This is a genomic window from Pseudarthrobacter sp. GA104 (genome assembly GCF_009741265.1).
GTDB lineage: Bacteria > Actinomycetota > Actinomycetes > Actinomycetales > Micrococcaceae > Arthrobacter.
Map to the genome: position 1 here is coordinate 358486 of NZ_WOWL01000001.1, position 26704 is coordinate 385189.

Here is a 26704-nt window from a genome sequence, read left to right on the forward strand (position 1 = left end):
TCAGATGCGGCAGGCGTGGATGCTGCTGACCAGGATGGCGCGGGCGCCGAGATCGTACAGCTCGTCCATGATCCGGTTGGTTTCCTTCTTGGGCACCATGGACCGGACGGCAACCCAGTCCGAGTCGCGCAGCGGCGAGACCGTGGGCGATTCCAGGCCTGGCGTGAGGGCAGCGGCCTGTTCCACGAGCTCCTTGCGGATGTCGTAGTCCATCAGCACGTACTGGCGTGCCACCAGCACGCCCTGGAGCCGGCGGATCAGGACCTCGATCTCCTTGGCCGTGCCGTTCGCGGCACCGCCTTCGCCGGTCCGGCGGATCAGGACGGCTTCGGACTTCAGGATGGGTTCGCCGAAGATCTCCATCCCGGCGGCCTTGAGGGTGTTGCCGGTTTCGACGACATCCGCGATGGCGTCCGCGACGCCCAGGCGGACCGAGGACTCCACGGCGCCGTCCAGGCGGACCACCTTGGCCTTGATGCCGCGCCCGGCAAGGTAGCCGCGGAGGAGGCCGTCGTAGCTCGTGGCAAGCCGCTTCCCTTCCAGTTCCTCAACCTTGGCGAAGTCTCCCACGGGACCCGCAAAACGGAACGTGGAGGCAGCAAAACCAAGCGGAAGGAGCTCTTCAGCCTCCACCTCGGCGTCCAGGAGCAGGTCGCGGCCGGTGATGCCGACGTCGAGCGTTCCCTGGCCGACGTACACGGCGATGTCGCGGGGACGGAGGAAGAAGAACTCAATCTCGTTGTCCGGGTCCACCATCACCAGCTCGCGGGAATCACGGCGCTGGCGGTACCCCGCCTCGGACAGCATGGCGGATGCGGCTTCGGACAGGGAGCCCTTGTTGGGGACGGCAACTCGCAGCATGGAAGGTCTTTCTGGGTGGAGGGAGGTCTAGGTGTGCAGGCAATGCAGGCCACGGCGGGCACCGGCGGCGTGGGGCGCGCCGGGCCGGTGGCTACAGATGCTTGTAGACGTCTTCCAGGGTGAGGCCTTTGGCGAGCATCAGGACCTGCAGGTGGTACAGCAGCTGGGAGATTTCCTCGGCCGCGGCTTCATCGGATTCATATTCGGCAGCCATCCACACTTCGGCTGCTTCCTCAACGACTTTCTTGCCGATGCCGTGAACACCGGACTCCAATTCAGCGACGGTGCGGGAGCCTTCCGGGCGGGTGGCTGCCTTCTCGCTGAGCTCAGCGAACAGCGTCTCGAAATTCTTCACGCCCTACAGCCTACTTGCTGCGGCCCAAAGGGCGCTTCCCGGGCCGTTGCATGACGGGCGCGATGTGAGCGAATACACACGCGCCCGCCATGCGGGGCGTGCTACTTGCCGTACTGCTTGAGCACAACGGCAGTGGCGAGGGCCGCGGTGACGGCCTCGTGGCCTTTGTCTTCCTTGGAGCCCGGCAGGCCCGCACGGTCCAGGCCCTGCTGTTCCGTATCGCACGTCAGGACGCCGAAGCCCACCGGGACCCCGGTGCGCACGCTGACATCGGTGAGGCCCGACGTCGCGGCCTGGCACACGTAGTCAAAGTGCGGGGTTCCGCCACGGATGACGACGCCGAGGGCAACCACGGCGTCAAAGTGCGGCGCCAGCCGCGCGGCAGCCACGGGAAGCTCAAAGCTGCCGGGGACGCGCAGGACAGTGGGCTCGGCAATCCCGGCGTCCTTGGCGGCCCGCAGGGCGCCGTCCAGGAGGCCATCCATGATCTGCGTGTGCCAGCTTGCTGCCACGATGGCCAGCCGCAGCTGCGAGGTTTCCGCGGGGTTGAGGGTGGTGAGGTCGATGTCGGGGGCGCCGTGTCCGCTCATAAGTCAGTTCTGTTCCGTTCAGTCTTGTGGTGTGGTCAGTCTTGTTCGTGGTCAAAGGAATCAGCGGCGGCGGGGACGGCGGCCACGTGGGTATCGAGCGTCAGCCGGTGCTCCATGCGGTCCTTCTTGGTCTGCAGGTACCGGATGTTCTGGTCGCGGGAGGGCACCTCCGTGGGGACCATCTCCACCACCCTGACACCGGCCTTCGCCAGCCTGTTCTGCTTGTCCGGATTGTTGCTCAGGAGCCGCACCTCGTGCAGCCCCATTTCCGCGAGCACCTGGGCGGCAGCCTTGTAGCAGCGGGCATCCACCGGCAGGCCCAGCTGCTCGTTGGCCTCGACGGTGTCGAAGCCGGCTTCCTGCAGCGCGTAGGCCTTGATCTTGTTGGCGAGGCCGATGCCGCGGCCCTCCTGGCCGCGCAGGTACAGCAGGGTGCCGCCCTGCTCGCCGATCATCTCCAGGGCGTAGGCAAGCTGTTCCCCGCAGTCGCAGCGGTAGGAGCCGAAGACATCCCCGGTCAGGCACTCGGAGTGCAGCCGGACCAGGGGTGCTTTCCCGTCCTTGGGCGGGTTGGGGGAGCTGACGGCAAGGTGCTCGTGGCCGGTGACCAGGTCCGTCCACGCCTGGGCAATGAAGTCGCCGAAAGCCGTCGGCAGCTGCACGATGGGTCCGCCGCTGACGGGATGGGGCATCTGGCCGTTGCCCGCCTCCAGGTGGTGGCCGTTGCCCGACCCTGAAGGGTGGTGGCCGTTGCCCGAAGCTCCGGAAGCCGTCATCGTATCTCCTCTTCTCCGCCCGCGCGTCCTGCCCGGGTATTGCTGCCAACCGATGTGCCCGCTGCCTCGAGGTAGGCCACCAGGTCTTCAATCGAGATCAGTGGGCACCCGTGTTCGGCAGCGAAGGCGCGAAGCCCGTCCAGCCGCATCATCTCACCGTCGTCGTAGACAACTTCGGCGATTACGCCCACAGCTTCCAGTCCGGCGAGCCGGCACAGGTCCACGGCCGCTTCGGTGTGGCCGGGGCGTTCCCGCACTCCCCCTTTAACGGCCCGCAGCGGGAAAATATGCCCCGGACGGGTCACGGCCTCCGGCCCGGCCTGCGGATCCGCGAGGACGCGGGCCGTCAGGGCCCGGTCAGTTGCGGAGATCCCGGTGCTCACACCCAAGGCGGCATCACAGGACACCGTGTAGGCCGTACCTTTGGCGTCCTCGTTGACCGCCACCATCGGCGGCAGTGCCAGGGCGTCCGCCCGGTCCCCGGACAGCGGAACACAGATAACACCGGAGCTGTAGCGGATGGTCCACCCCATCAGGGCCGGGGTGGCATGCTGGGCGGCGAAGATGATGTCGCCCTCGTTCTCCCGGTCCTCGTTGTCCACCACCAGCACGGGCCTGCCGGCGGCGATGGCCCGTACGGCTTCTTCGATGGTGTCGAGTCCAAGGGCAGCCGCTGGCCCGCCGGTTCGGGCAGCAGGGGCGGCGGATCCGGCCGGCCCTGCCTGTTCCAGCTTTACTGCGGCGTTCATCGGGTCCCTCCCTCAACGGCGGCGGGCGACGGGGCATTGAACGCCAGCAGGCGTTCGGTGTACTTGGCCAGGACGTCCACTTCCAGGTTCACCCGGCTGCCGGTGCTCTTGGCGCCGAGGCCGGTTTCAGCCAGGGTTGTGGGAATGAGCCCCACCTCAAACCAGGGCGCCTGCTCACTGGCCTCACTGACTGCGGTCACCGTGAGCGAGACGCCGTCGATGGCGATGGAGCCCTTTTCCGCTATGTAGCGCGCCAGGTTGGCGGGCACGCCGAACCGAAGCCGCTCCCAGTTGCCGAGGGCCTCGCGTTCCAGCAGCACCCCGACGCCGTCCACGTGCCCCTGCACCACATGCCCGTCAAGCCGGCCGCCGGCCGGAACGCAGCGTTCAAGGTTGACCGAATCACCCGGCGCAAGTTCGCCAATGGTGCTGCGGACCAGGGTTTCCCCCATCACGTCAACGCTGAATTCCTTGCCGTTGATCTCCGTGGCCGTGAGGCACACCCCGTTGACGGCGATGGAGCCGCCGAGCGCGAGCCCTTCGGTGGTGCCGGGCGCGTGGAGCCGTACGGTGGCGCTGGCGTTCCCGTCCCGCTCCACGGACAGGACGTGCCCTTGTTCGGCAATAATTCCGGTAAACATCAGTAGCCTCCCTGGGCTGGCTCCGCGCTGTCGCGGGTTGGTTGAGGATCCAGTGCAACGGTCCGTTGCGGTCTAAGGTGAAGTCGCAGGTCCCGGCCCAGCTTTCGCACGGCACCGCCGTCGGACCCGTCCCAGTCCCATTGCTGGGCATCGGCGAGGGTGGTGATCCCCAGGCTCCCGAGGGCCGGCGTACCGGAGCCCAGCAGGGTGGGCGCCAAATACACGATGAGTTCATCGACCAGCCCGGCAGAGAGGAACGCGCTCAGGATGCGCGAGCCTCCCTCCACCATGACGTGGCGTGTCCCGGATCGGTACAGCATGGTCAGTGCCTCGCGCGGGTCACGGGTGCGGAGATGCGCCACGAGTCCGTCTGTTCCGCGTACGGCGGCGCCGGCGGGGACGTCCCGCAGCCCCATAACGGCCCGCACCGGCTGGCTCGCCGCCAGTGCTCCCGATGCGTTCCGGGCGGTGAGCCGCGGATTGTCCACCAGGACGGTCTGGGTGCCCACCAGGATGGCATCGATCCGGCTGCGGATGGCATGGTTGTCGGCCAGGGATTCCGGGCTGGAAATCCACTGGCTGGTGCCGTCCTCGGCCGCGATGCGGCTGTCCAGCGTCTGGGCGATGTGGAGGGTGACGAAAGGCCGTTTCGCCGTCACAGCCTCAAACCATTGGCGGTTCAGGTCCAGGGACTCCGCGGCCCCGAGCCCGCTGCGGACGCGGACGCCCGCGGCGCGCAGCGTTGCCGCTCCGCCTGCTGCCGGGTCATGCGGATCATCCACCGCGTACACCACGTCCGTTATTCCGGCGGCAATGATGGCCTCGGCGCAAGGGCCTGTGCGTCCCACGTGGTTGCAGGGTTCCAGGGTAACCACCATGGTGCAGCCGGAGAGATCCAGGCCCGCGGCTGTTGCCTGGCTGATCGCATCCGCCTCTGCATGCGCGGTGCCGGCGCCGCGGTGGAAACCGGTGACGAGGTGGCGGCCTGCAGGATCCACGACGACGGCGCCCACCAACGGGTTCGCCCCCCGCGGGCCCCGCAGGGCTGCCTTGAGGGCAGCCCCCATGGCTCCGGACTCGGCAGCACTGAAGGCGGTAACCACCCCGTCAGCGTGCCCCGGGGGGTGGCCCGGATGCGGCTCCGTGCTGATTGCGTCAGCCGTGGCCGGGTTGCCCGCCGTCATGCGGCGACCGGCGCGGCGGCTGCGCCCTCCGGTGAAGCGGCAGGGTGTTTGGCATCGAAGAGCCATCGCTTGGGGTTCATTCCGTGTCGTTCCTTCCCTCTCGAACCGCGATGGCTCCGGGGGTTTACGACAGCAGAAGGCTGCGGCGCCGGAATGGCCCCACAGATACAGCTGTACGTGCTTCTCTCATCCAGACTTTAACTGTCGGTACCGGAATTTCACCGGTTCAACCGTCCGCCGGGATTTCCTTGCGGAAACCACCGGCTCGCGGGTCGCGGACTGTCACCGCCGGTTCGGACTTACACCGACCCCGGAGCACGTATGTGTGTTGCTATTGTGCCATAACCGGCACCGGCTCCCGGCTATTCCCCCGTCACCGCGTGTAACGTCCTGCCTGCCTCCCGGCGCAGCCTCTCGATGGCCGCCGCGGGGTCTTCGGCGCCGTAGACGGCGGAGCCGGCAACGAATACGTTGGCGCCTGCTTCCGCGGCCCGGACGATTGTTTCTTCAGTGATGCCGCCGTCAACCTGGATGGCCACCCCGATCCCGGAGCCGTCGATGGCAGCCCTGGCCCGCCGGATCTTGGGCAGGGTGAGGTCCAGGAAGGCCTGGCCGCCGAATCCGGGCTCCACCGTCATGATGAGCAGCATGTCCAGCTCGGACAGCATGTCCAGGTAGGGCTCCACGGGGGTAGCCGGCCGGATTGCCATGCCGGCTTTCGACCCCCTGCTGCGAAGTTCGCGCGCCAGCTTCACGGGCGCGATCGACGCCTCCGCGTGAAACGTGACGGACGCCAGGCCGGCGTCGGCGAAGCCCGGCGCCCAACGATCTGCGTCAGCGATCATCAGGTGCGCGTCCAGGGGTATGGGGCTCACCTCTTGGATGCGCTGCACCACAGGCAGTCCGATGGTCAGGTTGGGGACGAAGTGGTTGTCCATGACGTCCACGTGCACGGCGTCAGCGGTGCTGATGCGCTGCAGCTCGGCCTCCAGGTTGACGAAGTCGGCTGAGAGGATGCTCGGATTGATGCAGCATTGCGTCACGGGGGAACCTTTCACGGGTCAGGGCTTCTTATGGATGAGCGCGAGGAACATGGCGTCTGTGCCGTGGACATGCGGCCAAAGCTGGGCCGTGGAGTCATGCCCGGCGTCCAGCTTTCCGGGGAGGCTGACGGCGTCCAGCGCCGCTCCGGCGTCAAGGAGTTCCAGGTCATCGCGTTTGCGGAGGGCATCAGCCACGACGGCCGTCGTCTCCGCCGGATGCGGTGAACAGGTCACATAGGCCACCACTCCCCCCGGACGAACCGCTGCCAGGGCGGAGGCCAGCAGCTCGCGCTGCAGTGGACCGAGGTCCGCGAGGTCCTTGGGTGAACGGCGCCACCGGGATTCCGGCCGGCGCCGCAATGCGCCGAGGCCGCTGCAGGGGACGTCCACGAGGACACGGTCGAATGATTCGGGCGCTTCGGATCCGACCTCGCGGCCGTCTCCGGTCCGGACCTGCCAGGTTTCCGGCGGCACGGCCGAGAGCGCCTGGCTGACGAGCTTGGCGCGGTGGGGAGCGGGTTCATTGGCCAGCAGCGTTGCGCCCCGCTGCCTGGCCAGGGCGCCCAGCAGGGCTGCCTTTCCGCCGGGGCCGGCGCAGAGGTCCAGCCACGCCTCCGCCTTCGAATTGCCTGTCCCGCCTGCCGGCACGTCGAGTTGAACGGCGGCCATGGCGCGGGCCACCAGCTGCGAGCCAACGTCCTGGACCCGGGTGGTTCCTTCCCGGACGGAGGAGTACCGCCCCAGGTCACCGCCGCTGGAAAGGGCAGAACCCTGGACGAGCTCGCCCGGAATGGCACCGTTCTCCAGCACCTCGTCCAGGTTGCCCAGGCCTGGCAGGGCCACCAGGTTGACCACGGGGGCGGCGTTGTCCGCTTCCAGGAGGTCGTTCACTTCGCTGGCCTGCCGGCCATGCGCCACCAGGGACTGGCGCATGGCGCGGACGATCCATTCCGGGTGGGCGTAGCGGAGTGCAGCGATTCTTGTTTCGTCGGTCTCTCCGGCCACCAGCACGTCCAGCCACTCCTCAAGGGTGCGTGCAGCAACCTTGCGGAGGACAGCGTTAATGAGCGCTGAGGGCCCTGCTCCGATCACGGCACGCGCCAGGCCGACGGTCTGGTCGAGGGCGGCGTGTGCAGGGACGCGCATGGCCAGCAGCTGGTGGGTTCCGATTCGCAGCGCGTCCAGGACTGCCGGGTCAAGCTGGTCAAGCGGGCGGTCCACGCAGCGCGCCAGGATGGCGTCGTAGGTGCCTTGGCCCCGCAGGGCACCGTACGTAAGTTCGGTGGCGAAGCCGGCGTCGCGCTTGTCCAGCCCGTGGTGGCGGATCCGTGCCGGCAGCACGAGGTTGGCGTAGGCGTCCTCGGCAGCGACGGCGCGCAGGACTTCGAAGGCCACCAGCCGCGCGGGATCGGCCCGGCGGGTCCGTTGGGAGGGCGCGTTTTCCGTGAAGCTGCGCTGCGGACCGCGGTTGCGTTCACGGCCCTGGGCATTCCGCCGGCTGCTGTCCCGGGATCCCCCCTTGCCGCGGCCGCCGCCCGCAGCGCCGCGCCCGGCGTTGCCGCCTCCGCCTGGATTGCCGCCGGACGCGCTCATTCGAACACCACACTTTCAAGGGAAGCCATGCCGCGTGCCCAGTCGGCAGCGGCCATCATTTTTTTGCCCGCAGGCTGGATGCGGGTCAGTTCCACGGCGTGCGATCCCGTGCCGACCAGCACGCTCTTGCCTTCGAGGAACAGGGTCCCGGGGGCAAGGCCGGTGACATCGGGCCGCAGCCGGACCGGTTCCAGCTTGACGCGCTGTCCGTCCAGGAAGGTCCACGCACCGGGTTCGGGGGTTACGCCCCGGGCCTGCCGCCCGATCGCCAGCGCCGGATGGTTCCACTGAAGGTGGCCATCTTCGAGGGTCAACTTCGGCGCGTGGGAAACCTCGCCCGCCTGGGGTTGCGGGAAGGCCTTCCCTGCCTCGATGGCGGACAATGTCTGGGCCAGGAGCACGCCGCCGCTGTGGGACAGCCGCTCAAGGAGCTCTCCCGCCGTGTCCTCCGGCCCCACTGATTCCGTGAGGGTGCCGAACACGGGTCCCGTATCCAGTCCTTCCTCCAGCTGGAAGGTCACCGCTCCGGTGACATCGTCCCCTGCCATGATGGCGCGCTGTACCGGGGCCGCGCCGCGCCAGGCCGGCAGCAGGGAAAAGTGCAGGTTGATCCAGCCGTGCCGCGGGATCGCGAGGGCGGCCGGCGGAACCAGTCCGCCGTAGGCCACGATGGCGGCGACGTCAGGGTTTACCCCGGAGATCCTGGCCGTTGCCTCCGCGTCCACGCGGGCGGCGTGGATGACCTCGATTCCCAGGTCAGCCGCGCGCGCAGCGACGGGGGACGGCGTGAGCACGCGCTTGCGGCCCACGGGGGCATCCGGGCGCGTCAGGACAGCAGCAACCTCGAAGCCGGCTTTTACGAGCGCATCCAGCGAAGGGACGGCGACGGCGGGGGTTCCCGCAAACAGGACCCTCACCCTGCGCCGCCGGCTGCCCCGGCGCCAAAGCTCGAGCCCCGCGGGGAGCCTTGGGCGGGGCCGCCGAAACTGGACCCGACAGTCCTGGCGCGTTTCGTCGTCGTACGTTCGGCGATGGAGTCGTAGTTGGCGTTGCGGATGGACCGCAGGGCGGTCTTCCGGTCCTCACCCTCGAGCCGGTCCGTGTAGAGGATGCCGTCCAGATGGTCGTTCTCGTGCTGGAAGCAGCGGGCCAGGAGCCCCTCCCCCTCCACCGTGACAGGGTTGCCGTGCATGTCGACGCCGGTGACGCGGGTGGCGCGGAAACGCCGCACCGGAAAGCTGAGGCCGGGGATGGACAGGCAGCCTTCCACATGGTCGGGCTGGTAGTCCTCGCTGTTTTCCAGCACAGGATTGATGATGTGGCCCTCGACGCCGTCGATGCGGTAGGTAAAAACGCGCTGGCTTACGCCTACCTGCGGCGCGGCCAGGCCTGCACCGTCCACGTCCTCCATGGTTTCGGTCATGTCCGCGACCAGCTTGGCCAGCTCCGGCCCGAATTCCGTCACGGGATCGGCAACTGTGCGCAGCACAGGGTCACCAATGATGCGGATATTCAGGATAGCCATGCGCTGTAGTTCCTCACGATTGACGGCAAAGGGGACCAATCCAGTTTAGGCGCAGAGAAACTGCTAGGCCGTTTGCACCTGCGCCAGCGGCGGCGGGGCGATGGGAAGCAGCGCCGCGCCGGCGCTGATGGTGTCCGCGGACAGCTCCCAGACCCGCCGCAGGGCGCAGAACTTCCACCAGTGATGCTTCAGGACTTCCGGGTTGGCGCGCACGGGACGGACCTCCGTCTCACCGATGGCCACCGCCAGCAGGACAGGGTTTTCACCGTACTGCCAGGGCTCCCACGTCCCTGCCTCGGGGTCCACCAGGCTTTCTTCGGCCTTCATGCCGGCCACCAGCTGCATCACCACTTTGTCATCGAGCGGCTTGACCAGGCCGTCCCGCGTGGTGCCCTTGGTCTTGTAATCGATCAGGCAGACGCGGCCGTTGATGCGGGCCACCAGGTCCAGGGTGCCGGCGTACCCCACGGCGTTGTTCCAGACGGTGATTTCCGGGGCGATGGGTTCCACCCGGAACAGGTCCCACCATTCATCGAACCGGACAGCGAAGGCCTCTTCCCCGTTGGCGGCCAAGGCCTCGCGGGCCTCCTTCATGGCGTGGGGACGCCCCAACGCACGAAGCGCCACCTGCTCGCAATAGTTATGTACCCGGTCCCCGCGCTTCGCCGCGTCATCGCGGTAGTTTTCGGCAGCCTTGGCCGCACGGTTGACGGCCTGCTTAATTTTGGCCGGGCTCCCCAGGCAGTCCGCCAGCAGCGGATCCTTGGCCAGGCTGCTCGCTCCCATGTACCCGAACCAGCCGTCCAGTCCGTGCGGCTGCTGGCTGATGACCGTGGTGATGGAGGGAACCGAGAACTGCTCCGACGTGGAGCGGGCGTACATCCGGCCGTATTCGGTGGCATGGGCGAGGAGTGGAGCTGTCATAGAAAAACTCTTTCACAGGGGGCCGACAAAATCTGCAGGCAGGATCCGCAAACAAAAAGGCCCGTTTCCGCTGCGAACGAGCGGAAACGGACCTCTGTGCGGTGGGCGATACTGGGTTCGAACCAGTGACCTCTTCGGTGTGAACGAAGCGCGCTACCACTGCGCCAATCGCCCTGATGCATTTGAATGCTAGCCGACGTTTACGTAATTCAAAAATCGCCGGCCTCGACCCGCCCGGGCCGCCCTGCTGCGGCCCCGCAACAGGGCAAGGGAAGAGCCAAAAGGTCCCCGTCCGCCGTCGTGAATTACACCCCTGTAACTCACCTGCTTCCGCGCCAGCACTGGGAAGCACGGTCACGCCGCGCGCACCTGGCGGGGGCGATTTGGAGAATCCCTGAACCTCCTATATTGTTTTTACTCGTTGGAACGCGAGGAAATGCCGGGAACGGCAAGGAATCAACCCTCCAAAATGCGGACGTAGCTCAGCTGGTAGAGCACCACCTTGCCAAGGTGGATGTCGCGAGTTCGAATCTCGTCGTCCGCTCGCAGGACACTGTCACAGCAAAAGTTCTCCGGAACCGACGCTTACACGGTGGGTTGGCCGAGAGGCGAGGCAGCGGCCTGCAAAGCCGTATACACGGGTTCGAATCCCGTACCCACCTCGGTGAAAACCATGGTTTCCGGATTGAACCGGATGCAATGGGCGATTGGCGCAGCGGTAGCGCGCTTCCCTGACACGGAAGAGGTCACTGGTTCGATCCCAGTATCGCCCACCAAGCAAGGAAACTTGCTTCATGCAGTACGCACCGGCTCCGGCCGGAACGCACTTCATACGCGGACGTAGCTCAGCTGGTAGAGCACCACCTTGCCAAGGTGGATGTCGCGAGTTCGAATCTCGTCGTCCGCTCTCTTACTCTAAAATCCCATAAGCCGGGCTTCCGGTTCCGGGCGATTGGCGCAGCGGTAGCGCGCTTCCCTGACACGGAAGAGGTCACTGGTTCGATCCCAGTATCGCCCACATGCAGCAGCTCCCCGGAGCTGCTTTTTTCTTGCCCGGTAGCCTGCATCCGCTACGGGCGAACGGCCAAAGCCCCCGGTTTCCTTGTTGGGTGTTCCCCGCAGGGCTAGGATCGAACGCGGAGGAGCGACCTGGCTCCGCGATTGAAGGGAGGTGCTCGTGGGACTGATTGACGATCTAAAGGGCAAGGCTCAGGGTCTCATCCGCGGCAACGAGCAGGCCATCAAGAACGGCATCAACAAGGCCGGTGATTTCGTCGACACCAAGACCGGAGGCAAGTACTCGGGCCACGTCGACAAAGTCCAGAATGGCGCTTCCAAGCTCATTGACAAGAACGGAACCCCGGGCCAGGCACCTGCCGCTGAGCAGGTTCCGCCGGTCACTCCCGTCAACCCGGTTCCGCCGGCTGACAGGACTCCGTAACAAGGATTTGGCCAGGGTCTTGCCCTAGCACGTCAAGGGGGTGCAGGTCCCGCCGGGAGGCGGCACCTGCACCTTTGGCGTTTAAGGACTGCCGGCATTCAAGGACGACGGCGGGTGGCCGGCAGCCGCCTGAGGCCTAGGACGGCTCGTGGTTCTGGCCCTCGCGGGCCAGCGCGGTGAGGCGGGAGACAGCGCGGAAGTACTTCTTCATGTAGCCGCCGGTCATCATGTCCTCGGTGAAGAGCTGGTCGAACGGCACGCCGCTGGCAAGGATGGGCACGTCCTTGTCGTACAGCCTGTCGGCAAGCACCACGAACCTGAGCGCCACAGCCTGCTCCGTGATGGTGTGCACGTTGCGCCACACCACCCCGTCAATGCCGTCGATCAGCTGGCGGTAGCGGCTGGGGTGCACCCCGGCCAGGTGCGCAATCAGGGTGCTGAACTCGTCCTGCGCAACCGTCTTTCCGTCGAACTCCGCCTTCATGTGGGAGGACAGTTCGCTGTTCTTCAGCGGGGCCGGCGCCGCGGGCAGGCCCCGGTGGCGGAAGTCTTCCCCGTCAATCCGGATGACGTCGAACTGGTCCGCCAGCACCTGGATCTCGCGCTGGAAGTCCACCGCCGCGAACCTGCCGTCGCCCAGCGATCCTGGCAGCGTGTTGGAGGTGGCTGCCAGTTTCACCCCGGCGTCGGCCAGCTCGCGCATCAGCCGGGACATCAGGACAGTGTCGCCCGGATCGTCGAGCTCGAATTCATCGATGCAGACAAGTTTGTAGCTGCTGAGCGCCTCAACTGTCTTGCGAAAGGACAGGGCACCCACCAGGTTGGTGTACTCCACGAACGTGCCGAAGGCCTTCGGGCCGGGCGCCGCGTGCCACAACGAGGCCAGCAGGTGGGTCTTGCCGACGCCGAACCCGCCGTCAAGGTAGATGCCGGCGCGGGAACCGTCCTTCTTCGCGAACAGTTTCTTGAACAGCCCCCCACCGCCGTTGGAACCGACGCCGTCGGCAAAGCCCTCCAACGCCCGCACGGCGGCGGACTGGCTGGGCTGCTTGGGATCGGGGCGGTAGCTGGCAAAGGAAACCTGGCCGAATCGCGGTGACGGGTAAAACCCTTTAAGGAGTTCATCCACCGAAACTGCCGGAGTGCGGGCGGCAAGCTGTTCGATCTGTACCAAGGTGGTCCGTTCTGCTGGTGGGTGGTCCCCAGAAAGGATACCGGCATTGCGCCCGGGCTTTTAATGCCGCAGGTCCCTGTGGCGGCCGGCGTGATGAAGGCAACATTGCGCCCTGTTAACGGAATGCGGACATGGCCCGGGGCGCTGGCTAGGGTGGAACCAGGTCCCCTTCAGGTCCAGCAGGCCGCCCGTGTCCTCAATGAAAGGCCAGGAAAAATGCCCTATCCCGTTGAACAGAATGAGAAGTTCGCCGCCTACGCCCACCCGGAGCGGCTGGTTTCCACGGAGTGGCTTGCTGCCGCCCTGGAAAGTGGCGCTGCCGCCAACGGAGAGCTGGTGGTAGTGGAATCCGACGAGGACGTGCTCCTGTACGAAACCGGCCACATCCCCGGCGCCGTAAAGATCGACTGGCACACGGACCTCAATGACGAAGTGACCCGCGACTACGTGGACGGGGCCGCGTTCGCGGAACTGGCGGCGTCGAAGGGGATTTCCCGTGACAGCACCGTGGTCATCTACGGAGACAAGTCCAACTGGTGGGCCGCCTACGCCCTGTGGGTCTTCACCCTTTTCGGCCACGAGGATGTGCGGCTCCTCGACGGCGGCCGGGACAAGTGGATTGCCGAAGGACGCGAACTCACCACGGAGAAGCCGGCACCTGCCAGGGCCGACTACCCGGTTGTTGAGCGCAACGACGCTCCCATCCGCGCCTTCAAGGAAGACGTCCTTGCGCACTTCGGCAAGCCGCTCATCGATGTCCGCTCCCCCGAGGAATACACCGGCCAGCGCACCCACATGCCGGCGTACCCGGAAGAAGGCGCCCTGCGCGGCGGCCACATTCCCACTGCTGCGTCGATCCCGTGGGCACGCGCTGCCGCCGCGGACGGCACCTACCGCAGCCGGGAGGAACTTGAAGCCCTCTATCTTGGCGAAGCAGGCCTGAAGGCAGGCGACGACGTCGTGGCCTACTGCCGTATCGGCGAACGTTCCAGTCACACCTGGTTCGCCCTCAAATACCTCCTCGGCTTCGACACCGTCCGTAACTACGACGGCTCCTGGACCGAATGGGGCAACGCCGTGCGCGTACCGATCGCCAAGGGTGCGGAACGCGGTTCCGTCCCTGCCGCCGTCGGCGCCTGACGCGGCCCGCGGCGGCGTAATTGCGTAGACTTGGACTGATGACTACTCAAGCCTTGCCTTCCGCCCTGGCGGCAATCGTGGACGACTTCCAGGCCCTCACTGAACCCGAGCGGCTCCAGTTGCTGCTGGAATTCTCCCAGGGCCTCCCGGAACTGCCGGACCGGCTCAAGGACCACCCCGAACTGCTGGAACAGGTCGTGGAGTGCCAGTCTCCGCTCTTCCTGACCATCGAGACGGAGAGTGAGGGCGGGCCCGGCGCCGCCGTGCGGCTGTTCTTCAAGGCCCCTGCGGAGGCTCCCACAACACGCGGCTTCGCCGGCGTGCTCCATGAGGGCCTGGACGGGCTGTCCGCCGAGGAGATCCTCTCGGTTCCGGACGACATGCCCGAGCTCCTGGGGCTCACCAGGGCCATCACGCCCCTGCGCATGCGGGGCATGACCGCGATGCTGGGGAGGATCAAGCGCAGGGTCGCTGCGGCTACTGCCGGACGTTCCTAGCACCCGCGGCGGAAAGCACCCATGGCACGCAAGAGCGCAGCACAGGGAACCCCGGCAACAGCGGCTCTGGCCGCGGCCGGGGTTCCCTTTGTGCTCCACCCGTATACCCACGATCCCGCAGCCGCTAGCTACGGTGCGGAAGCGGCCGAGGTCCTGGGCGTCGATCCATCGAGGGTCTTCAAGACCCTCATGGTGGAAGTGGAGGGGCGGCTGGCCGTGGGAATCGTACCGGTCAGCGGAACCCTTGACCTGAAGGCGTTCGCCGCAGCACTGGGAGCCAAGAAGGCGGCAATGGCAGATCCCGCGGCGGCCCAACGGCGCACCGGCTACGTGCTCGGCGGCATTTCACCGCTGGGCCAGCGGCTGCCGTCCCCCACTGTGCTGGACGCCAGCGCCCTGGCGCTGGACACCCTGCTGGTCTCCGGTGGCAGGCGCGGGCTGGACATCGAGCTGGCACCGGCGGACCTGGTCCGCCTCACGGACGCCGTCACGGCCTCCATCAGCTCACTCGCCCCCGGAAGCCATTGAGCTCAAGGCGCCCGGGTTGAGCCTGGGAGCCAGCTGCTGCCGCAGCCAGGCCTTGACCTGGCCTTCCCAGCGGTCGGGGTCGACATTCCATTCCTTGGTGTGCCGGGCCTGGTGGAAGGGCTCGAAGGTCACCATCTCCGGGTTTCGCTCCGCAAGCAGGGCCGAAGGCTCGTAGGGCACATATTCGTCGTCCACGCTGTGGAGGATCAGGGTGGGCGTCCGCAGCTCAACTGCGCGGGACACCCAGTCCATCACCTTCAGGTCCACGGGCGCGGACAGTCCGGTGAGCCGCCTGCCCAGGGGGTGCCCCAGCATAAGCTGGCCATACCGCCCCACCAGGGAGGGGATCCTGTTCAGCTGTGCGTGGTGGGCCAGCACATTGACCCAGTCGGTGACGGGCGCATCGAGCACCATGGCCCGGATCAGGTGCCGGTAGCGGGACAGGTCGGCGGTCTGCAGGCAGATGGCGCCTCCCATCGACCAGCCGAACAGCACGATTTCTTCCGCCCCGTTGGCCAGCGCGTACTCGATGGCAGCTTCAATGTCACGCCATTCCGTGGAGCCCAGGCCGTAGCGGCCGTCGTCGGCGGATGGCGCCAGGCCGTCATTCCGGTAGGAAACCAGGAGGCTGGTGAGCCCCAGCTCCAGCGCGGGACCGACCGCGCGCAGCGCCTCCTGCCGGGTGGCGCCGCGTCCATGCACCATCACCGCCCAGGTTCGGGCCGTGCCGCCGGCGCGGACCAGCCAGGCGGGAGCCTGCCCGCGCTCTACGTCGATGCTGACATCCTCATAGGGAATTCCGGCGGCGGCAGGGTCCGGATAGACGGCCCCGCTCCACCAGCCGCGGCGCGCCGCGGAAAGATCGCCGGCGTATACCGCCTCAACCTCGCGCAGCACGGTCCTGTCGGCGGGCGAGTAGGAGACGATGCGGCCGATCCGTGCGTGCCCCTTGCCGCCGTCGAAGAAGAATCCGTAGACGCCGTCAACCGTGGTGTCGTCAGTCGCGGCAAAGATGGCCCGCTGCCCCTGGCCGTCCCTGATGACGGCAAGCATCTCCTGGTCCGACGTCCGCTGCCGGGCGGGAGTGATGACCCGGCGTGCGAAGTACACCGCCAGCGCCGACGAACCGGCGCCCAGGAGTCCGGCCAGGCCGCCCCCGCCGATCGCTCCCCCGATTGCCCATTTTGCCCGCAACGACATTCCACCGGTTTCGGGGCCATGAACGGGGGCGGGGCGGGTTCGCTGGAAAGGTGCCATGGAACTATTCTTACCGCCCGGGCACCGAAGCCCGCATTTCGCCGCGGACCGTCAGGCCTGCCCCTGCCCGTCGCCGGTGCGGCGCCCCCTGCGCATGGACCGGCTCCGGGACTAGGCTAGGGCCATGAGTGAACCGATCGTCATCCTGACCGAAGAACCCCTGGGGGCGGACGACCGCCTGAACATCGAGCGCCTGGTGGACGGAGCGGAAACGCGCCTGGTGGTGCTCGTGCCCGCAAACACCGAGCGGCACCTGCTGGTGGACTTCCTTGAAAACCTTTCGATGCTGGACATTGCCAAGGCATTCAGGGAGCTCACTGCCCACACCCCCGATCCCACGCAGGAGCGGGCACAGGCAGCGGAGACCCTGGCCGTATCCCTGGCCGCCCTGGAGGGACTGGGCACAGGCGTCACCGGGGAAATAGTGGATGGCGGGGCCGTCAACGGGCTGGTCGCCAAGGTCCGTGAAACCGGCGCCGGGCAGGCCGTGGTGATCACCCGGCCGCATGCCGTCGCTGACACCTTCCATACGGACTGGGCCAACAAGGCACAGGACCAACTGGGCGTGCCGGTACTCCACCTGTATGCAGGCTCGGGATTTATCGGCGACTCGTAAGCGTTGACAAGTCTATGAGCATCTTCGGAAACAGCATCTTCGGAAACAAAGCCACGGAACCGCCGGCCACGGAGGCGCGTCCGGCCGGGGCCGGCGTCCCGGGCAACGGCGTGGAAAAAACCGACGCGCAATGGCGCGAGGAGCTCACGCCGGAGGAATACCACGTGCTCCGCCAGGCGGGAACCGAGCGTCCGTACACGGGCGAATACTGGGACACCCACACTGCCGGCGTGTACCAGTGCCGCGCCTGCGGAGCGGAACTGTTCACCAGCAACGAAAAGTTTGATTCCCACTGCGGCTGGCCGTCCTTCTGGGCCCCGCTTGCCGAAGGAAACGTCCGCTACATCCACGACCGCACGCTGGGAATGGACCGGGTGGAGGTCCGCTGCGCCACGTGCGACTCCCATCTGGGGCACGTGTTTGAAGGCGAGGGCTACGGGACCCCCACCGACCAGCGCTACTGCATCAACTCCATCTCCATCCGGCTGGTTCCCGCCGAGGAACCGCAGGTCAAAGGCCCGGAACAGGAGTCCTGATCCCGCAGGGAAAGACCTGCTCCGGGCACTGGAAAGGGCTCTGAGCCAAAGTAATTCTTATGTTTGGCTACTTTTTCAATTAGCTCTGCTGGTTGCTTGCTACGCTCGCCATAGATAGCAAGCAACCAGAAAGGCAGCCGACGATGACCGAAACCCTGACCACCGCCGTCACCGGGATTTCAGCCGAAAACAATGACTGGCTCCGGCTCAAGGCAGCCGCCACCGCCATCCAGGCCTTCCAGGTCCAGGACGGCTCCATTCCGGATCCCGCACACCACGCAGCAGCTGCTGCCCTGGTAAATGAGATCATCGATGCGCTTCGTGCCCTCAGCCCAGCCTTCCCGCATGATGCGGCGTACCTGGAAGCTGCCTGCACCGACTTCTCGCGGTGGGCCCAGGCCGGGTTCGCCACCCCCGACTTCCTTTCCTCCCTCCTGGCATTCCAGCCCCAAAAACAGCGCCGGGACGGCCTGCAGCACCTGGTTGTCTTCCCCATGTACACCCAAAACGGCAGCAGCAACCGTCTGGTGGAGGCAGTCCTGGTCGAAGTGATCTGGCCGGAGTTCATTGCCGGCCTTGAGGCGGGAGACTACTCGAACAAGCTGTTCGTTCCCATCCGCTTCGTGGACTTCACCGCCGGCTATGACACCAATTCCGCCGTGCTGTTCCCTGAGACCGTCGCTGTCAGCAAGACCCCCACCTTCACCTGGGGGGCCATCTTCGCAGACCGGGAGGCGGCCAGGTTCCGCCGCGTCCTCAAGGCCGCAGCCGAGACCACCTGCCTGGAACTGCCGGAAGGGGCAGCGGAGATGCTCGCCGACCAGGACCTGACCGAGGCCACGTTTGTCATGTGGGACCTGATCCACGACCGGACGCACATGCGAGGCGACCTGCCGTTCGATCCGTTCATGATCAAGCAGCGGATGCCCTTCTTCCTGTACTCCCTTGAAGAACTGCGCTGCGACCTGACCGCGTTCCGCGAATCCGTGCGGATAGAAAAAGACGAGGACGCCGATCCTGAAGCCCGCCGCCACGCCAAACTGGTGCAGTACGCCATCATCTTTGACCGCGTCTTCCGGTTCGCGATCACCGGCAGCCGCGTCCGGAACTACGACGGCCTGGGCGGCCAGCTGCTGTTCGCGTGGCTGCACCAGCAGCGCGTCCTGCACTGGACGGACACCCGGCTGACCATCGACTGGGATGAAGTAGCCAATGCTGTCATCGCCCTCGGCGCCCGCATCGACGACCTGTACTGGCGCTCCATCGACCGCCCCAAAACCGCCCACTGGCTGGCTGCATACCAGCTGATCTCCGCCACCGTCACGCCCCACCCGGCATCTGTTTGGGCCAAGGGGCCGGAAGCGCTGCCCTTGGCGGGGCCGCCGCGCGGCCTCACCGACCAGGTGCTCGATGACGAATTCCCGCTGTCCATGTTCTACGAAGCACTGGAAAAGAAGATGCGCCCGGTCATTGAATCCACTGCCGGCATCACTGGAGCATCCGCGCTGTGACAGCTGCTATGGAGTCGGCAAAACCGCCGCTGAACGTCCTGGTTTCGGGCGGCAGCGGCGCGTCCGGCGTCGCCGTGGCCCGGGCACTGCGCGAGGCCGGGCACCGTGTGTTCACCGTGGGCTCAGACCCGGAGCGGATCAGGTCCGCGGCAGGACGGGCGGGCGACGGCGTTGCCCCCTTCGTGTGCGACCTTGCACGCCTGGAGGAGGTGCGGCAGCTGCGGGCTGATGTCACCGCCGCTGCCGGGCCGATGGATGCTGTGATCCACCTGGTGGGCGGCTGGCGGGGCGCACAGGGGATCGCGGACCAGACCGACGAGGACTGGGACTTCCTTGAGCGCGGAGCAATTACCACGCTCCGCAACGTCTCACGGGTTTTCTACGACGACGTCGCCGCCTCCGCGTGCGGGCGGTTCGCCATGGTGTCCTCCACCACCGCCGCCGAGCCCACCGCGGCAACGGCCAGTTACGCCGCCGCGAAGGCAGCGGCCGAAGCCTGGACCCTTGCCATCGCTGATGGCTTCAGGCGCGCCGCCGGCAGGAACGGCGGCAGCGCGGCAGCCGCCGTCGTGCTGGTGGTCAAGGCGCTGGTCGATGAGGAACTGCGCCGCCGCCACCCCGAACGGTCCTTCTCGGGCGCCACCGACGTCGAGGACCTGGCGCGCGCCGTCGTCGGACTCTTTGATGCCCCGGCCGCCGAACTGAACGGCCGGCGGCTGCAGCTGGCGGCGTCACTGTCCCCGGCCCGGACTTTACCTACACTGAAAGCGTGAGCAAAGCCATGACAACAACCGCTGAAACCGCCGCCGGTATCCGCCTCCATGATCCGAACGTGCGGGGTTTCGCCTCGGACAACTACTCTGGCGTCCATCCCGAGGTGCTGGCGGCACTGGCGGCCGCCAACGACGGACACCAGGTCTCCTACGGCGAGGACGACTACACCGCCCGGCTGCAGCAACTGATGGAGGGCCACTTCGGCCCAGGCATCGAGTGCTTTCCGGTCTTCAACGGCACCGGCGCGAACGTCCTTTCACTGCAGTCGCTGCTCCCCCGCTGGGGCGCGGTGGTCTGCGCCTCCACCGCCCACATCAACATGGACGAGAACGGCGCGCCGGAACGCATCGGCGGCATCAAGCTGCTGCACGTCCCCACGCCGGACGGCAAGCTCACGCCCGAACTGATTGACCGGGAGGCCTGGGGCTGGGGGGACGAGCACCGCGCCCAGCCGCTGGCCGTGTCCATCACCCAGACAACGGAACTTGGCACCTGCTACACGCCGGAGGAAGTCCGGGCCATTGCCGGGCATGCCCATGCCAAGGGGATGAAGCTGCACATGGACGGTGCCCGGCTGGCCAACGCCGCAGCCCACCTTCAGGTTCCGCTGCGGGACTTCACGCGCGACGCCGGGGTGGACATCCTGTCCTTTGGCGGCACCAAGAACGGCCTGCTGTTCGGCGAAGTGGTGGTGGCACTGAATCCGGAAGCAGCCCACGGGCTCCTCTACCTGCGCAAGATGGACATGCAGCTGGCCTCCAAGATGCGCTTCCTGTCGGCGCAGTTCATCGCGCTCCTGGAAGGTGACCTGTGGTTGCGGTCCGCCGCCCACGCCAACGCCATGGCCGCCCGGCTCCGCGCCGCCGTCGACACCATCGACGGCGTCCGGCCCACCCAGGAGACCGAATCCAACGGCGTCTTTGCCGTCCTCCCCGAAGGCGTGGCCGACAGGCTGCGCGCGTCGTTCCGCTTCTATGACTGGAATGAAGCCACGCGCGAGGTGCGCTGGATGTGTTCCTTCGATACCACCGAAGAGGATGTGGATGCCTTCGTTGCCGCACTCCGCCGGGAACTGCACAATGGCGGGAACTGACGGTCCGCGCCGGAAGCCGGCGGCGAGCCTAACCGCCCTGCCCCGCCCAGTTGCGTAACCTGCGAAGGTGAACGCACTTGACCAGGTTCCCCCGGAGTTTCTCCACGCTCTGGGAACCCTCAGGAAAGCCCAGTGCCGCCGGGAACTGCGCCTGGCGGAGATCCCGGCGCCGGCCCGGCTGGCGCCCTTTGCCGTGGCCCTGGGCGCAGAAGTTTTTGCCCCCGGCTCCGGCGCTCCCGGCACCCCGCTTCACGGCCCCGCCGCAATGGCACTCGCTGCGGCGTCCGGAACGGAAGACGAGGACGGGCTGGAACTGGCGACGGGGCGGTTCATCCTCCTCCACGACCCCCAAGGCTCCGAGGTCTGGGACGGGGAATTCCGCATTGTCACCTATATCCGTGCGGAGCTGGAACCCGAGATGGGCAACGACGAAATGCTCGGAACAGTCGCCTGGACCTGGCTGGTGGAGGCACTGGAGAACCACAAGGCGGCGTACCGGGCCGCCGGCGGCACTGCCACCAGGGTCCTCTCGGAGAGTTTCGGCACCCTGTCCGAAAGGCCCGGATCCATCGACATCGAACTGCGCGCGTCCTGGACGCCCGCCACGTCCGACGTCCAGGCCCATCTTGAGGCCTGGTCCGACATGGTCTGCACCTTCGCCGGCCTTCCGCCCCTGCCGGACGGCGTGACGCCGCTGACGCTGCGCCGCCGGAACTGAGACCGTTTGTCAGTGGCGGACCGAAGGCGGACCGATGGCGCAGGGCCGCGGACGGGATGGCCGGGCAAGGCACCGGCCCGGCAGGCAGGCGTTTACCGGCCGGCCGGTAAACTGGAGGCATCATGACCCCTAACATTCCGGAAAACACCACGGCCGGCGTCCCGGCCGCTGATGCCGCACCCCACATCACGGTGGAAGGCTTTGACAGCCCCGTCCCCGAAATCGTTGAGCTGGCTGCTCCCCGGGAGGGCGTTCCGCTGGTCATCCAGACGCAGTCCGGCCTGGAGCGCTGCGCTGCGGCCATCGCCGCCGGAGCCGGACCGGCAGGGGTGGACGCCGAGAGGGCTTCCGGCTTCCGTTACGGGCAGCGCGCTTTCCTGGTCCAGATCCGGCGCGAGGGCGCCGGGACCTGGCTGATCGACCCCGAACCCTTCGAGAACCTGGACATCATCAACGATGCCCTCCGCGGCGTCGAATGGATCCTGCACGCCGCCAGCCAGGACCTGCCCTGCCTCTCAGAGCTGGGCATGTGGCCGGACAAGCTCTTCGACACTGAACTTGCCGCCCGGCTGGCCGGGCTGCCCCGCGTGGGCCTGGCCGCCGTCATCGAACAGCTGCTCGGCTTCGGACTCGCCAAGGAGCACTCGGCAGCGGACTGGTCCACCCGGCCCCTGCCTGAACCCTGGCTGCGGTATGCCGCACTGGACGTCGAAGTCCTCACGGAACTGCGGGAGGAACTCATCGAGCTCCTCCAGGCCGACGGAAAGCTGGAATACGCCGAGCAGGAATTTGCGGCGATCCTGGCCGCCGGATTGCCTCCAGCCCGCGTGGACCCGTGGCGGAAGACCTCCGGCCTGCACCAGATCAGGGACCGCCGGCAGCTGGCAGCAGTACGTGAGCTGTGGCTGGAGCGCGACTCCCTGGCACAGAAACGGGATGTGGCACCGGGACGGCTGATTCCCGACTCCGCCCTGGTGGCGGCGGCCAAAGCCATGCCGACCACCGTGCCGCAGCTGCTGGGCACCAAGGGCTTCCACGGCCGTGCGGCGCAACGTGAAGCGCCCCGCTGGCTGCGCTGCATCGCAGCTGCCCGGGATCTCGAAGAGCTCCCGCCGCTGCACCTGCCCACCAACGCGCCGCCTCCGCCCCGTGTCTGGGTGGACCGGGACCCGGAGGCGGCCGCCCGCCTGGCCACCGCCCGGCCGCTGCTGCAGGCAAAGGCAGAGTCGCTGAGCCTCCCGCTGGAGAACCTGCTCACCCCGGATTACCTGCGGCGCGTGGCCTGGCGGCCGCCGGCGGAGATCACCGAAGCAGCAGTCGCCACCGAACTCCGCGCCCTGGGCGCACGTGAGTGGCAGGTGGAACTGGCAACGCCCCTCATCGTTGAAGCGTTCCTGCACCCGCAGCCGCTGCCCGCCAAGGAAGCCAAGGCGGACGCCACCGCAGCGGGCAAGTAGGCGCAGCCGTCTGCACCGCCACCGGCTCCCAAACCGATTCCCCAGACGCTCTCTCACTTGATGCGTGAAAACCGCCAACGCTCTCTCACTTTCTTGAAGAGAGTGATAGAGCGTTGGCCAAAAATGGGCATTAAGTGAGAGAGGGTCCATTCAATCCGGGGACCTTGCGGGCTAAGTTACTCACGAGTAACATCGAACGTATTGCCGCCGGGCCATTGCCAGCAAAGGCATGCACCGGCGCCTACGTCTCGATGAGGAGTTATACGTGAGCCACCAGGGAAGCGGCGCATCCATGCGCACTGTCCGGGACGTCGTCTTTGTGGACGGCCTCCGCACACCATTCGGCAGGGCCGGGGACAAGGGCATCTACGCCGGCACCCGGGCTGACGACCTGATAGTTAAGTGCATCCGCGAACTGCTGCGGCGGAATCCGTCCCTGCCGCCCGCGCGGATCGATGAAGTGGCCATTGCGGCAACCACCCAGACCGGAGACCAGGGCCTCACCCTTGGCCGGACGGCTGCCCTGCTTGCCGGACTGCCCAGGACGGTTCCCGGCTTTGCCGTTGACCGCATGTGCGCCGGAGCCATGACCGCGGTGACCGCCGTGGCCGGAGGGATCAGCTTCGGCGCGTACGACGTTGTGGTGGCCGGGGGCGTGGAACACATGGGCAACCACCCCATGGGCTCAGGCACCGACCCGAATCCGCGGTTCATGTCAGAGCGGCTGGTGGACCCGGCCGCGCTCAACATGGGGAACACGGCCGAGAACCTGCACGACCGCTTCCCGGCCATCACCAAGGAACGAACGGATGCCTACGCCGTCGCCTCGCAGGCCAAGTACGAGAATGCCCGCCGCAACGGCCGCATCCAGCCGGACCTGGTTCCCGTCGCGGCCCTGAAGCCCGGTCAGGGCTGGACACTGAACACCGCGGATGAACCGCCGCGGCCAGGCACCTCCCTGGCCGACCTCGCCGGCCTCCGCACCCCGTTCCGGGCCCACGGCCGCGTCACCGCCGGAAACGCCGCAGGCCTGAACGACGGCGCCACCGCAGCGGTCCTGGCGTCCGCCGAGGCTGCCGCCGAGCTGGGACTGGCGGTCAAAATGCGGCTGGTCAGCTACGCGTACGCCGGTGTTGAACCAGAAGTCATGGGAATCGGGCCCGTGCCGGCCACCGAGAAAGCGCTGAAGAATGCGGGGCTCACCATCGCGGACATCGGCCTCTTTGAAATCAACGAAGCTTTTGCCGTGCAGGTGCTCAGCTTCCTGGACCATTTCGGCATTCCCGACGACGACCCCCGGGTCAACCGCTACGGCGGCGCCATCGCCGTGGGCCACCCCCTGGCCTCGTCCGGTGTTCGGCTGATGACCCAGCTCGCCCGGCAGTTCGAGGAGGACCACTCCGTCCGGTACGGCATCACCACCATGTGCGTCGGCCTCGGCATGGGAGCCACCGTGATCTGGGAAAACCCGCATCACCCGGAATACACAGACAACAGCGGAGCCCGGCCCGGGGGCTCCGCCGCCACCGAAACCGCTTCCGAAGGAGCCGCATGAGCGCCGCAGATTTCACCAAGCTTGCAGAAATGTTCCCGAACGAGACCGTCACGCACTCCTACGTCCAGGACATCGAACTGCCCGCTCCGGCGGGCAAGCCCAGCCCCGGCACGTTCGCGCTCATCACCCTGGACAACGGCCTGGACCACGCCAAGCCCACCACGCTGGGACCCAACACCCTGGTTGAGCTCGGCACGGTGCTGGAGGGCCTTCGCGAGCGCGCCGGCCGCGGTGAGATCGTCGGCGTCGGAATAACGGGCAAGCCCTACTACCTCGTGGCCGGCGCCGATCTTTCCGCCGTCAAGAACCTCGAAAAACGCGAGCACGGGCTGTGGATGGCGCAGCTGGGCCACGATGTTTACGCAACCCTGGCCAACCTTGGAGTCCCCAGCTTCGCCTTCATCAACGGCGCAGCCCTGGGCGGCGGCCTCGAAATCGCGCTGCAGTCCACCTACCGCACCGTGTCCACCGGAGCCGGGGCACTGGCATTGCCGGAAGCCTTCCTCGGACTGGTCCCGGGCTGGGGCGGTGTCTACATCCTGCCCCGCCTCATCGGGCCGGAAAACGCCGTGAAGGTGATGATCGAAAACCCGCTCAGCAACAACCGGACGCTGACCGGCCCCCAGGCATTCAGCCTCGGCATGGCCGACGCCATCTTCGAACCGGCCGATTTCCTGGAGCAGTCCCTGGCCTGGGCGGCGGGAGTCATCTCCGGCGACGTCATCCCGGAACGAGCCAACGCCGTCGACCCTTCCGAACCCGAAACTGCCGCCAGGTGGGCCGGTGCGGTCGCGGCCGGGCGGGCCTTCGTGGAGGCCAAGACCTCCAATGCAGCGCCCGCCCCCGAAAAGGTCCTGGACCTCCTCGAGGCGAACCGCACCATGACCCAGGCCGAATCCGCCGCGCTTGAATGCGAAACGCTGGCCGGACTCATGCAGACCGATGAATTCCGCGCCACCGTCTACGCGTTCCTTGACCTGGTCCAGAAGCGCTCCAAGCGGCCGGCCGGGGCCCCGGACCGCAAGCTGGCCCGCCCGGTCACAAAGGTGGGAGTTGTTGGCGCCGGCCTGATGGCCAGCCAGCTGGCCCTGCTGTTTGCCCGCCAGCTCAAGGTCCCCGTGGTGATGACGGACATCGACCAGGCCAGGGTGGACAAGGGCGTGGGTTATGTCCACGCTGAGGTGGACAAGCTGCTGGGCAAGGCACGCATCAGCCAGGACGCCGCCAACCGGACGAAGGCGCTGGTCACAGGCTCGGTGTCCAAGGAGGTCTTCGCGGACGCCGACTTTGTGATCGAAGCCGTCTTCGAAGAACTCAACGTCAAGAAACAGGTCTTCGCGGAACTGGAGGAGATCGTTACCCCGGACTGCATCCTGGCCACCAACACCTCTTCCTTGTCCGTCACGGCCATGGCGGAGGACCTGAAGCACCCGGAGCGCGTGGTGGGCTTCCATTTCTTCAACCCCGTGGCCGTCATGCCGCTGCTGGAAATCGTCCGTGCCCCGCGGACCGACGACGCCGTCCTCGCCACCGCGTTTGAGCTGGCCAAGGGCCTCAAAAAGACTGCCGTGCTGGTCAAGGATGCCGCGGCGTTCGTGGTCAACCGGATCCTGCTGCGGCTGATGGGTGAAGTGACGGCCGCCTTTGACGAAGGCACCCCGGCTGAAGTGGCCGACAACGCCCTGCGGCCCATGGGCCTGCCGATGACGCCCTTCACACTGGGCGCCATGGTGGGGCTTCCCGTGGCCCAGCACGTGCAGGAATCGCTCCACGCCGCCTTCGGCGAACGGTTCACGGTATCCGCCAACCTGCAAAAGCTCATCGACAACGGCGTGAAGGGCCTCTGGGCGGCCGGCCCGGACGGCTCGAAGGAGATCCCGCAGTCCACGCTGGCGCTGATGTCCTTCGGCACCTCCCCTTCCACGGCGGAGCAGGTGCTGCGGCGCACCCAGGACGCCCTCGCGGAGGAAATCGGCCTCATGCTCGCAGAAGGCGTGGTTGCAGGGCCGGAGGACATTGACCTCTGCATGATCCTGGGCGCCGGATGGCCCATGTTCCTCGGCGGCATCACCCCGTACCTTGACCGGGTGGGTGCCTCCGAACGCGTCAACGGCAGGCGCTTCCTGCCGCCGGGAGCGGCGTCCCGCCCGGCCTGATCAGCCGGCC

General features: G+C 67.0%; 27 protein-coding genes, 6 tRNA genes and 1 riboswitch. Of the genes, 18 read left to right on the forward strand and 15 right to left on the reverse strand.

The window, feature by feature from the left end:
• The 13 genes from hisG to GK109_RS01665 all read right to left on the reverse strand — a co-directional run bounded on the left by hisG (window position 1) and on the right by GK109_RS01665 (window position 10415).
• The gene (hisG, locus tag GK109_RS01605) at window positions 1-861 is read right to left on the reverse strand and encodes an ATP phosphoribosyltransferase (protein ID WP_157238443.1); all 861 of its coding nucleotides are present in this window, start codon (window positions 859-861) and stop codon (window positions 1-3) included.
• Window positions 862-952: 91 nt separating this feature from the next.
• On the reverse strand, window positions 953-1216 hold the full coding sequence (locus GK109_RS01610) for a phosphoribosyl-ATP diphosphatase (RefSeq protein ID WP_009358176.1): 264 nt from the start codon (window positions 1214-1216) through the stop codon (window positions 953-955).
• Window positions 1217-1317: 101 nt separating this feature from the next.
• On the reverse strand, window positions 1318-1806 hold the full coding sequence (ribH, locus tag GK109_RS01615; RefSeq protein WP_157238444.1) for a 6,7-dimethyl-8-ribityllumazine synthase: 489 nt from the start codon (window positions 1804-1806) through the stop codon (window positions 1318-1320).
• A gap of 35 nt (window positions 1807-1841) precedes the next feature.
• On the reverse strand, window positions 1842-2582 hold the full coding sequence (gene ribA / locus GK109_RS01620) for a GTP cyclohydrolase II (RefSeq protein ID WP_157238445.1): 741 nt from the start codon (window positions 2580-2582) through the stop codon (window positions 1842-1844).
• Entirely contained in the window at window positions 2579-3331 is a 753-nt protein-coding gene (ribB, locus tag GK109_RS01625; protein ID WP_157238446.1) for a 3,4-dihydroxy-2-butanone-4-phosphate synthase, read from the reverse strand. Before ribB ends, ribA begins: the two co-directional genes overlap by 4 nt.
• Window positions 3328-3972, reverse strand: coding sequence for a riboflavin synthase (locus tag GK109_RS01630; RefSeq protein WP_157238447.1), 645 nt, complete (start codon window positions 3970-3972; stop codon window positions 3328-3330). Before GK109_RS01630 ends, ribB begins: the two co-directional genes overlap by 4 nt.
• A complete protein-coding gene (gene ribD / locus GK109_RS01635) occupies window positions 3972-5039 on the reverse strand; it encodes a bifunctional diaminohydroxyphosphoribosylaminopyrimidine deaminase/5-amino-6-(5-phosphoribosylamino)uracil reductase RibD (RefSeq protein ID WP_231754931.1) in 1068 nt (355 codons plus the stop codon). Before ribD ends, GK109_RS01630 begins: the two co-directional genes overlap by 1 nt.
• 290 nt (window positions 5040-5329) lie before the next feature.
• Window positions 5330-5479, reverse strand: a riboswitch (FMN riboswitch).
• Between the two features lie 39 nt (window positions 5480-5518).
• Window positions 5519-6199, reverse strand: coding sequence for a ribulose-phosphate 3-epimerase (gene rpe, locus GK109_RS01640; protein ID WP_323057416.1), 681 nt, complete (start codon window positions 6197-6199; stop codon window positions 5519-5521).
• An 18-nt stretch (window positions 6200-6217) separates the two neighbouring features.
• On the reverse strand, window positions 6218-7792 hold the full coding sequence (locus GK109_RS01645) for an RsmB/NOP family class I SAM-dependent RNA methyltransferase (RefSeq protein ID WP_157238449.1): 1575 nt from the start codon (window positions 7790-7792) through the stop codon (window positions 6218-6220).
• Window positions 7789-8709 carry a methionyl-tRNA formyltransferase gene (gene fmt, locus GK109_RS01650; RefSeq protein WP_370460310.1) on the reverse strand — a complete coding sequence of 307 codons (921 nt, stop codon included), beginning with the start codon at window positions 8707-8709 and terminating at the stop codon, window positions 7789-7791. The genes GK109_RS01645 and fmt overlap by 4 nt, the downstream gene beginning before the upstream one ends.
• Complete coding sequence (def, locus tag GK109_RS01655; RefSeq protein ID WP_157238450.1) at window positions 8706-9317, reverse strand: peptide deformylase; 612 nt, start codon at window positions 9315-9317, stop codon at window positions 8706-8708. Before def ends, fmt begins: the two co-directional genes overlap by 4 nt.
• A gap of 63 nt (window positions 9318-9380) precedes the next feature.
• A complete protein-coding gene (locus tag GK109_RS01660; RefSeq protein ID WP_157238451.1) occupies window positions 9381-10241 on the reverse strand; it encodes a cytochrome in 861 nt (286 codons plus the stop codon).
• 102 nt (window positions 10242-10343) lie between these two features.
• Window positions 10344-10415: transfer RNA gene (locus GK109_RS01665), tRNA-Val, on the reverse strand.
• Between the two features lie 297 nt (window positions 10416-10712).
• Here GK109_RS01665 and GK109_RS01670 point away from each other — a divergent pair.
• From GK109_RS01670 to GK109_RS01695, 6 genes are all read left to right on the forward strand, one after another.
• Window positions 10713-10785 (forward strand) — tRNA-Gly (locus tag GK109_RS01670).
• 47 nt (window positions 10786-10832) lie between these two features.
• A tRNA-Cys gene (locus GK109_RS01675) sits at window positions 10833-10903 on the forward strand.
• Between the two features lie 39 nt (window positions 10904-10942).
• Window positions 10943-11017, forward strand: a tRNA-Val gene (locus GK109_RS01680).
• 58 nt (window positions 11018-11075) lie between these two features.
• Window positions 11076-11148 (forward strand) — tRNA-Gly (locus GK109_RS01685).
• A gap of 39 nt (window positions 11149-11187) precedes the next feature.
• Window positions 11188-11259, forward strand: a tRNA-Val gene (locus GK109_RS01690).
• Window positions 11260-11418: 159 nt separating this feature from the next.
• Window positions 11419-11682 carry an antitoxin gene (locus GK109_RS01695; protein WP_321215975.1) on the forward strand — a complete coding sequence of 88 codons (264 nt, stop codon included), beginning with the start codon at window positions 11419-11421 and terminating at the stop codon, window positions 11680-11682.
• Between the two features lie 136 nt (window positions 11683-11818).
• On the opposite strand, the gene zapE is transcribed toward GK109_RS01695, so the two are convergent.
• Entirely contained in the window at window positions 11819-12856 is a 1038-nt protein-coding gene (gene zapE / locus GK109_RS01700) for a cell division protein ZapE (RefSeq protein WP_157238452.1), read from the reverse strand.
• 216 nt (window positions 12857-13072) lie between these two features.
• Here zapE and GK109_RS01705 point away from each other — a divergent pair, with 216 nt between their 5' ends.
• Genes GK109_RS01705 through ybaK form a run of 3 tightly spaced genes read left to right on the forward strand, consistent with a single transcriptional unit; the run spans window position 13073 to window position 15021 of the window.
• Window positions 13073-13996 carry a sulfurtransferase gene (locus GK109_RS01705; RefSeq protein ID WP_157238453.1) on the forward strand — a complete coding sequence of 308 codons (924 nt, stop codon included), beginning with the start codon at window positions 13073-13075 and terminating at the stop codon, window positions 13994-13996.
• Between the two features lie 38 nt (window positions 13997-14034).
• The gene (locus GK109_RS01710; protein ID WP_197432387.1) at window positions 14035-14493 is read left to right on the forward strand and encodes a SufE family protein; all 459 of its coding nucleotides are present in this window, start codon (window positions 14035-14037) and stop codon (window positions 14491-14493) included.
• A 21-nt stretch (window positions 14494-14514) separates the two neighbouring features.
• On the forward strand, window positions 14515-15021 hold the full coding sequence (ybaK, locus tag GK109_RS01715) for a Cys-tRNA(Pro) deacylase (RefSeq protein ID WP_157238455.1): 507 nt from the start codon (window positions 14515-14517) through the stop codon (window positions 15019-15021).
• On the opposite strand, the gene GK109_RS01720 is transcribed toward ybaK, so the two are convergent.
• The gene (locus tag GK109_RS01720; RefSeq protein ID WP_157238456.1) at window positions 14998-16278 is read right to left on the reverse strand and encodes a S9 family peptidase; all 1281 of its coding nucleotides are present in this window, start codon (window positions 16276-16278) and stop codon (window positions 14998-15000) included. The genes ybaK and GK109_RS01720 overlap by 24 nt on opposite strands.
• Before the next feature lie 124 nt (window positions 16279-16402).
• Here GK109_RS01720 and GK109_RS01725 point away from each other — a divergent pair, with 124 nt between their 5' ends.
• From GK109_RS01725 to GK109_RS01765, 9 genes are all read left to right on the forward strand, one after another.
• Window positions 16403-16894: a hypothetical protein gene (locus GK109_RS01725; protein WP_157238457.1), complete on the forward strand. Its 492-nt coding sequence runs from the start codon at window positions 16403-16405 to the stop codon at window positions 16892-16894.
• Window positions 16895-16908: 14 nt separating this feature from the next.
• Window positions 16909-17430, forward strand: coding sequence for a peptide-methionine (R)-S-oxide reductase MsrB (gene msrB / locus GK109_RS01730; protein ID WP_157238458.1), 522 nt, complete (start codon window positions 16909-16911; stop codon window positions 17428-17430).
• Between the two features lie 143 nt (window positions 17431-17573).
• The gene (locus GK109_RS01735) at window positions 17574-18941 is read left to right on the forward strand and encodes a DUF6421 family protein (protein ID WP_157238459.1); all 1368 of its coding nucleotides are present in this window, start codon (window positions 17574-17576) and stop codon (window positions 18939-18941) included.
• Between the two features lie 8 nt (window positions 18942-18949).
• Window positions 18950-19714 carry an SDR family NAD(P)-dependent oxidoreductase gene (locus GK109_RS01740; protein ID WP_157242515.1) on the forward strand — a complete coding sequence of 255 codons (765 nt, stop codon included), beginning with the start codon at window positions 18950-18952 and terminating at the stop codon, window positions 19712-19714.
• A gap of 8 nt (window positions 19715-19722) precedes the next feature.
• A complete protein-coding gene (locus tag GK109_RS01745) occupies window positions 19723-20808 on the forward strand; it encodes a low specificity L-threonine aldolase (RefSeq protein WP_157242516.1) in 1086 nt (361 codons plus the stop codon).
• A gap of 67 nt (window positions 20809-20875) precedes the next feature.
• A complete protein-coding gene (locus GK109_RS01750; protein ID WP_323057353.1) occupies window positions 20876-21526 on the forward strand; it encodes a DUF3000 domain-containing protein in 651 nt (216 codons plus the stop codon).
• A gap of 122 nt (window positions 21527-21648) precedes the next feature.
• A complete protein-coding gene (locus tag GK109_RS01755) occupies window positions 21649-22983 on the forward strand; it encodes an HRDC domain-containing protein (RefSeq protein WP_157238460.1) in 1335 nt (444 codons plus the stop codon).
• Window positions 22984-23248: 265 nt separating this feature from the next.
• A complete protein-coding gene (locus GK109_RS01760) occupies window positions 23249-24538 on the forward strand; it encodes an acetyl-CoA C-acyltransferase (protein ID WP_370460314.1) in 1290 nt (429 codons plus the stop codon).
• Window positions 24535-26694: a 3-hydroxyacyl-CoA dehydrogenase NAD-binding domain-containing protein gene (locus GK109_RS01765; protein WP_157238462.1), complete on the forward strand. Its 2160-nt coding sequence runs from the start codon at window positions 24535-24537 to the stop codon at window positions 26692-26694. Before GK109_RS01760 ends, GK109_RS01765 begins: the two co-directional genes overlap by 4 nt.
• The last annotated feature ends 10 nt before the right edge of the window (window positions 26695-26704 follow it).

Coding starts and splice junctions, on each gene's coding strand:
- hisG (WP_157238443.1), bottom strand. CDS start 861: ATGCTGCGAGTTGCCGTCCCCAACAAGGGCTCCCTGTCCGAAGCCGCA.
- GK109_RS01765 (WP_157238462.1), top strand. CDS start 24,535: ATGAGCGCCGCAGATTTCACCAAGCTTGCAGAAATGTTCCCGAACGAG.
- def (WP_157238450.1), bottom strand. CDS start 9,317: ATGGCTATCCTGAATATCCGCATCATTGGTGACCCTGTGCTGCGCACA.
- GK109_RS01705 (WP_157238453.1), top strand. CDS start 13,073: ATGCCCTATCCCGTTGAACAGAATGAGAAGTTCGCCGCCTACGCCCAC.
- GK109_RS01710 (WP_197432387.1), top strand. CDS start 14,035: ATGACTACTCAAGCCTTGCCTTCCGCCCTGGCGGCAATCGTGGACGAC.
- GK109_RS01755 (WP_157238460.1), top strand. CDS start 21,649: ATGACCCCTAACATTCCGGAAAACACCACGGCCGGCGTCCCGGCCGCT.
- ybaK (WP_157238455.1), top strand. CDS start 14,515: ATGGCACGCAAGAGCGCAGCACAGGGAACCCCGGCAACAGCGGCTCTG.
- ribA (WP_157238445.1), bottom strand. CDS start 2,582: ATGACGGCTTCCGGAGCTTCGGGCAACGGCCACCACCCTTCAGGGTCG.
- ribD (WP_231754931.1), bottom strand. CDS start 5,039: ATGGGGGCTGCCCTCAAGGCAGCCCTGCGGGGCCCGCGGGGGGCGAAC.
- msrB (WP_157238458.1), top strand. CDS start 16,909: ATGAGCATCTTCGGAAACAGCATCTTCGGAAACAAAGCCACGGAACCG.
- GK109_RS01725 (WP_157238457.1), top strand. CDS start 16,403: ATGAGTGAACCGATCGTCATCCTGACCGAAGAACCCCTGGGGGCGGAC.
- GK109_RS01645 (WP_157238449.1), bottom strand. CDS start 7,792: ATGAGCGCGTCCGGCGGCAATCCAGGCGGAGGCGGCAACGCCGGGCGC.
- GK109_RS01660 (WP_157238451.1), bottom strand. CDS start 10,241: ATGACAGCTCCACTCCTCGCCCATGCCACCGAATACGGCCGGATGTAC.
- GK109_RS01740 (WP_157242515.1), top strand. CDS start 18,950: ATGGAGTCGGCAAAACCGCCGCTGAACGTCCTGGTTTCGGGCGGCAGC.
- GK109_RS01720 (WP_157238456.1), bottom strand. CDS start 16,278: ATGGCACCTTTCCAGCGAACCCGCCCCGCCCCCGTTCATGGCCCCGAA.
- ribH (WP_157238444.1), bottom strand. CDS start 1,806: ATGAGCGGACACGGCGCCCCCGACATCGACCTCACCACCCTCAACCCC.
- GK109_RS01745 (WP_157242516.1), top strand. CDS start 19,723: ATGACAACAACCGCTGAAACCGCCGCCGGTATCCGCCTCCATGATCCG.
- ribB (WP_157238446.1), bottom strand. CDS start 3,331: ATGAACGCCGCAGTAAAGCTGGAACAGGCAGGGCCGGCCGGATCCGCC.
- GK109_RS01630 (WP_157238447.1), bottom strand. CDS start 3,972: ATGTTTACCGGAATTATTGCCGAACAAGGGCACGTCCTGTCCGTGGAG.
- GK109_RS01735 (WP_157238459.1), top strand. CDS start 17,574: ATGACCGAAACCCTGACCACCGCCGTCACCGGGATTTCAGCCGAAAAC.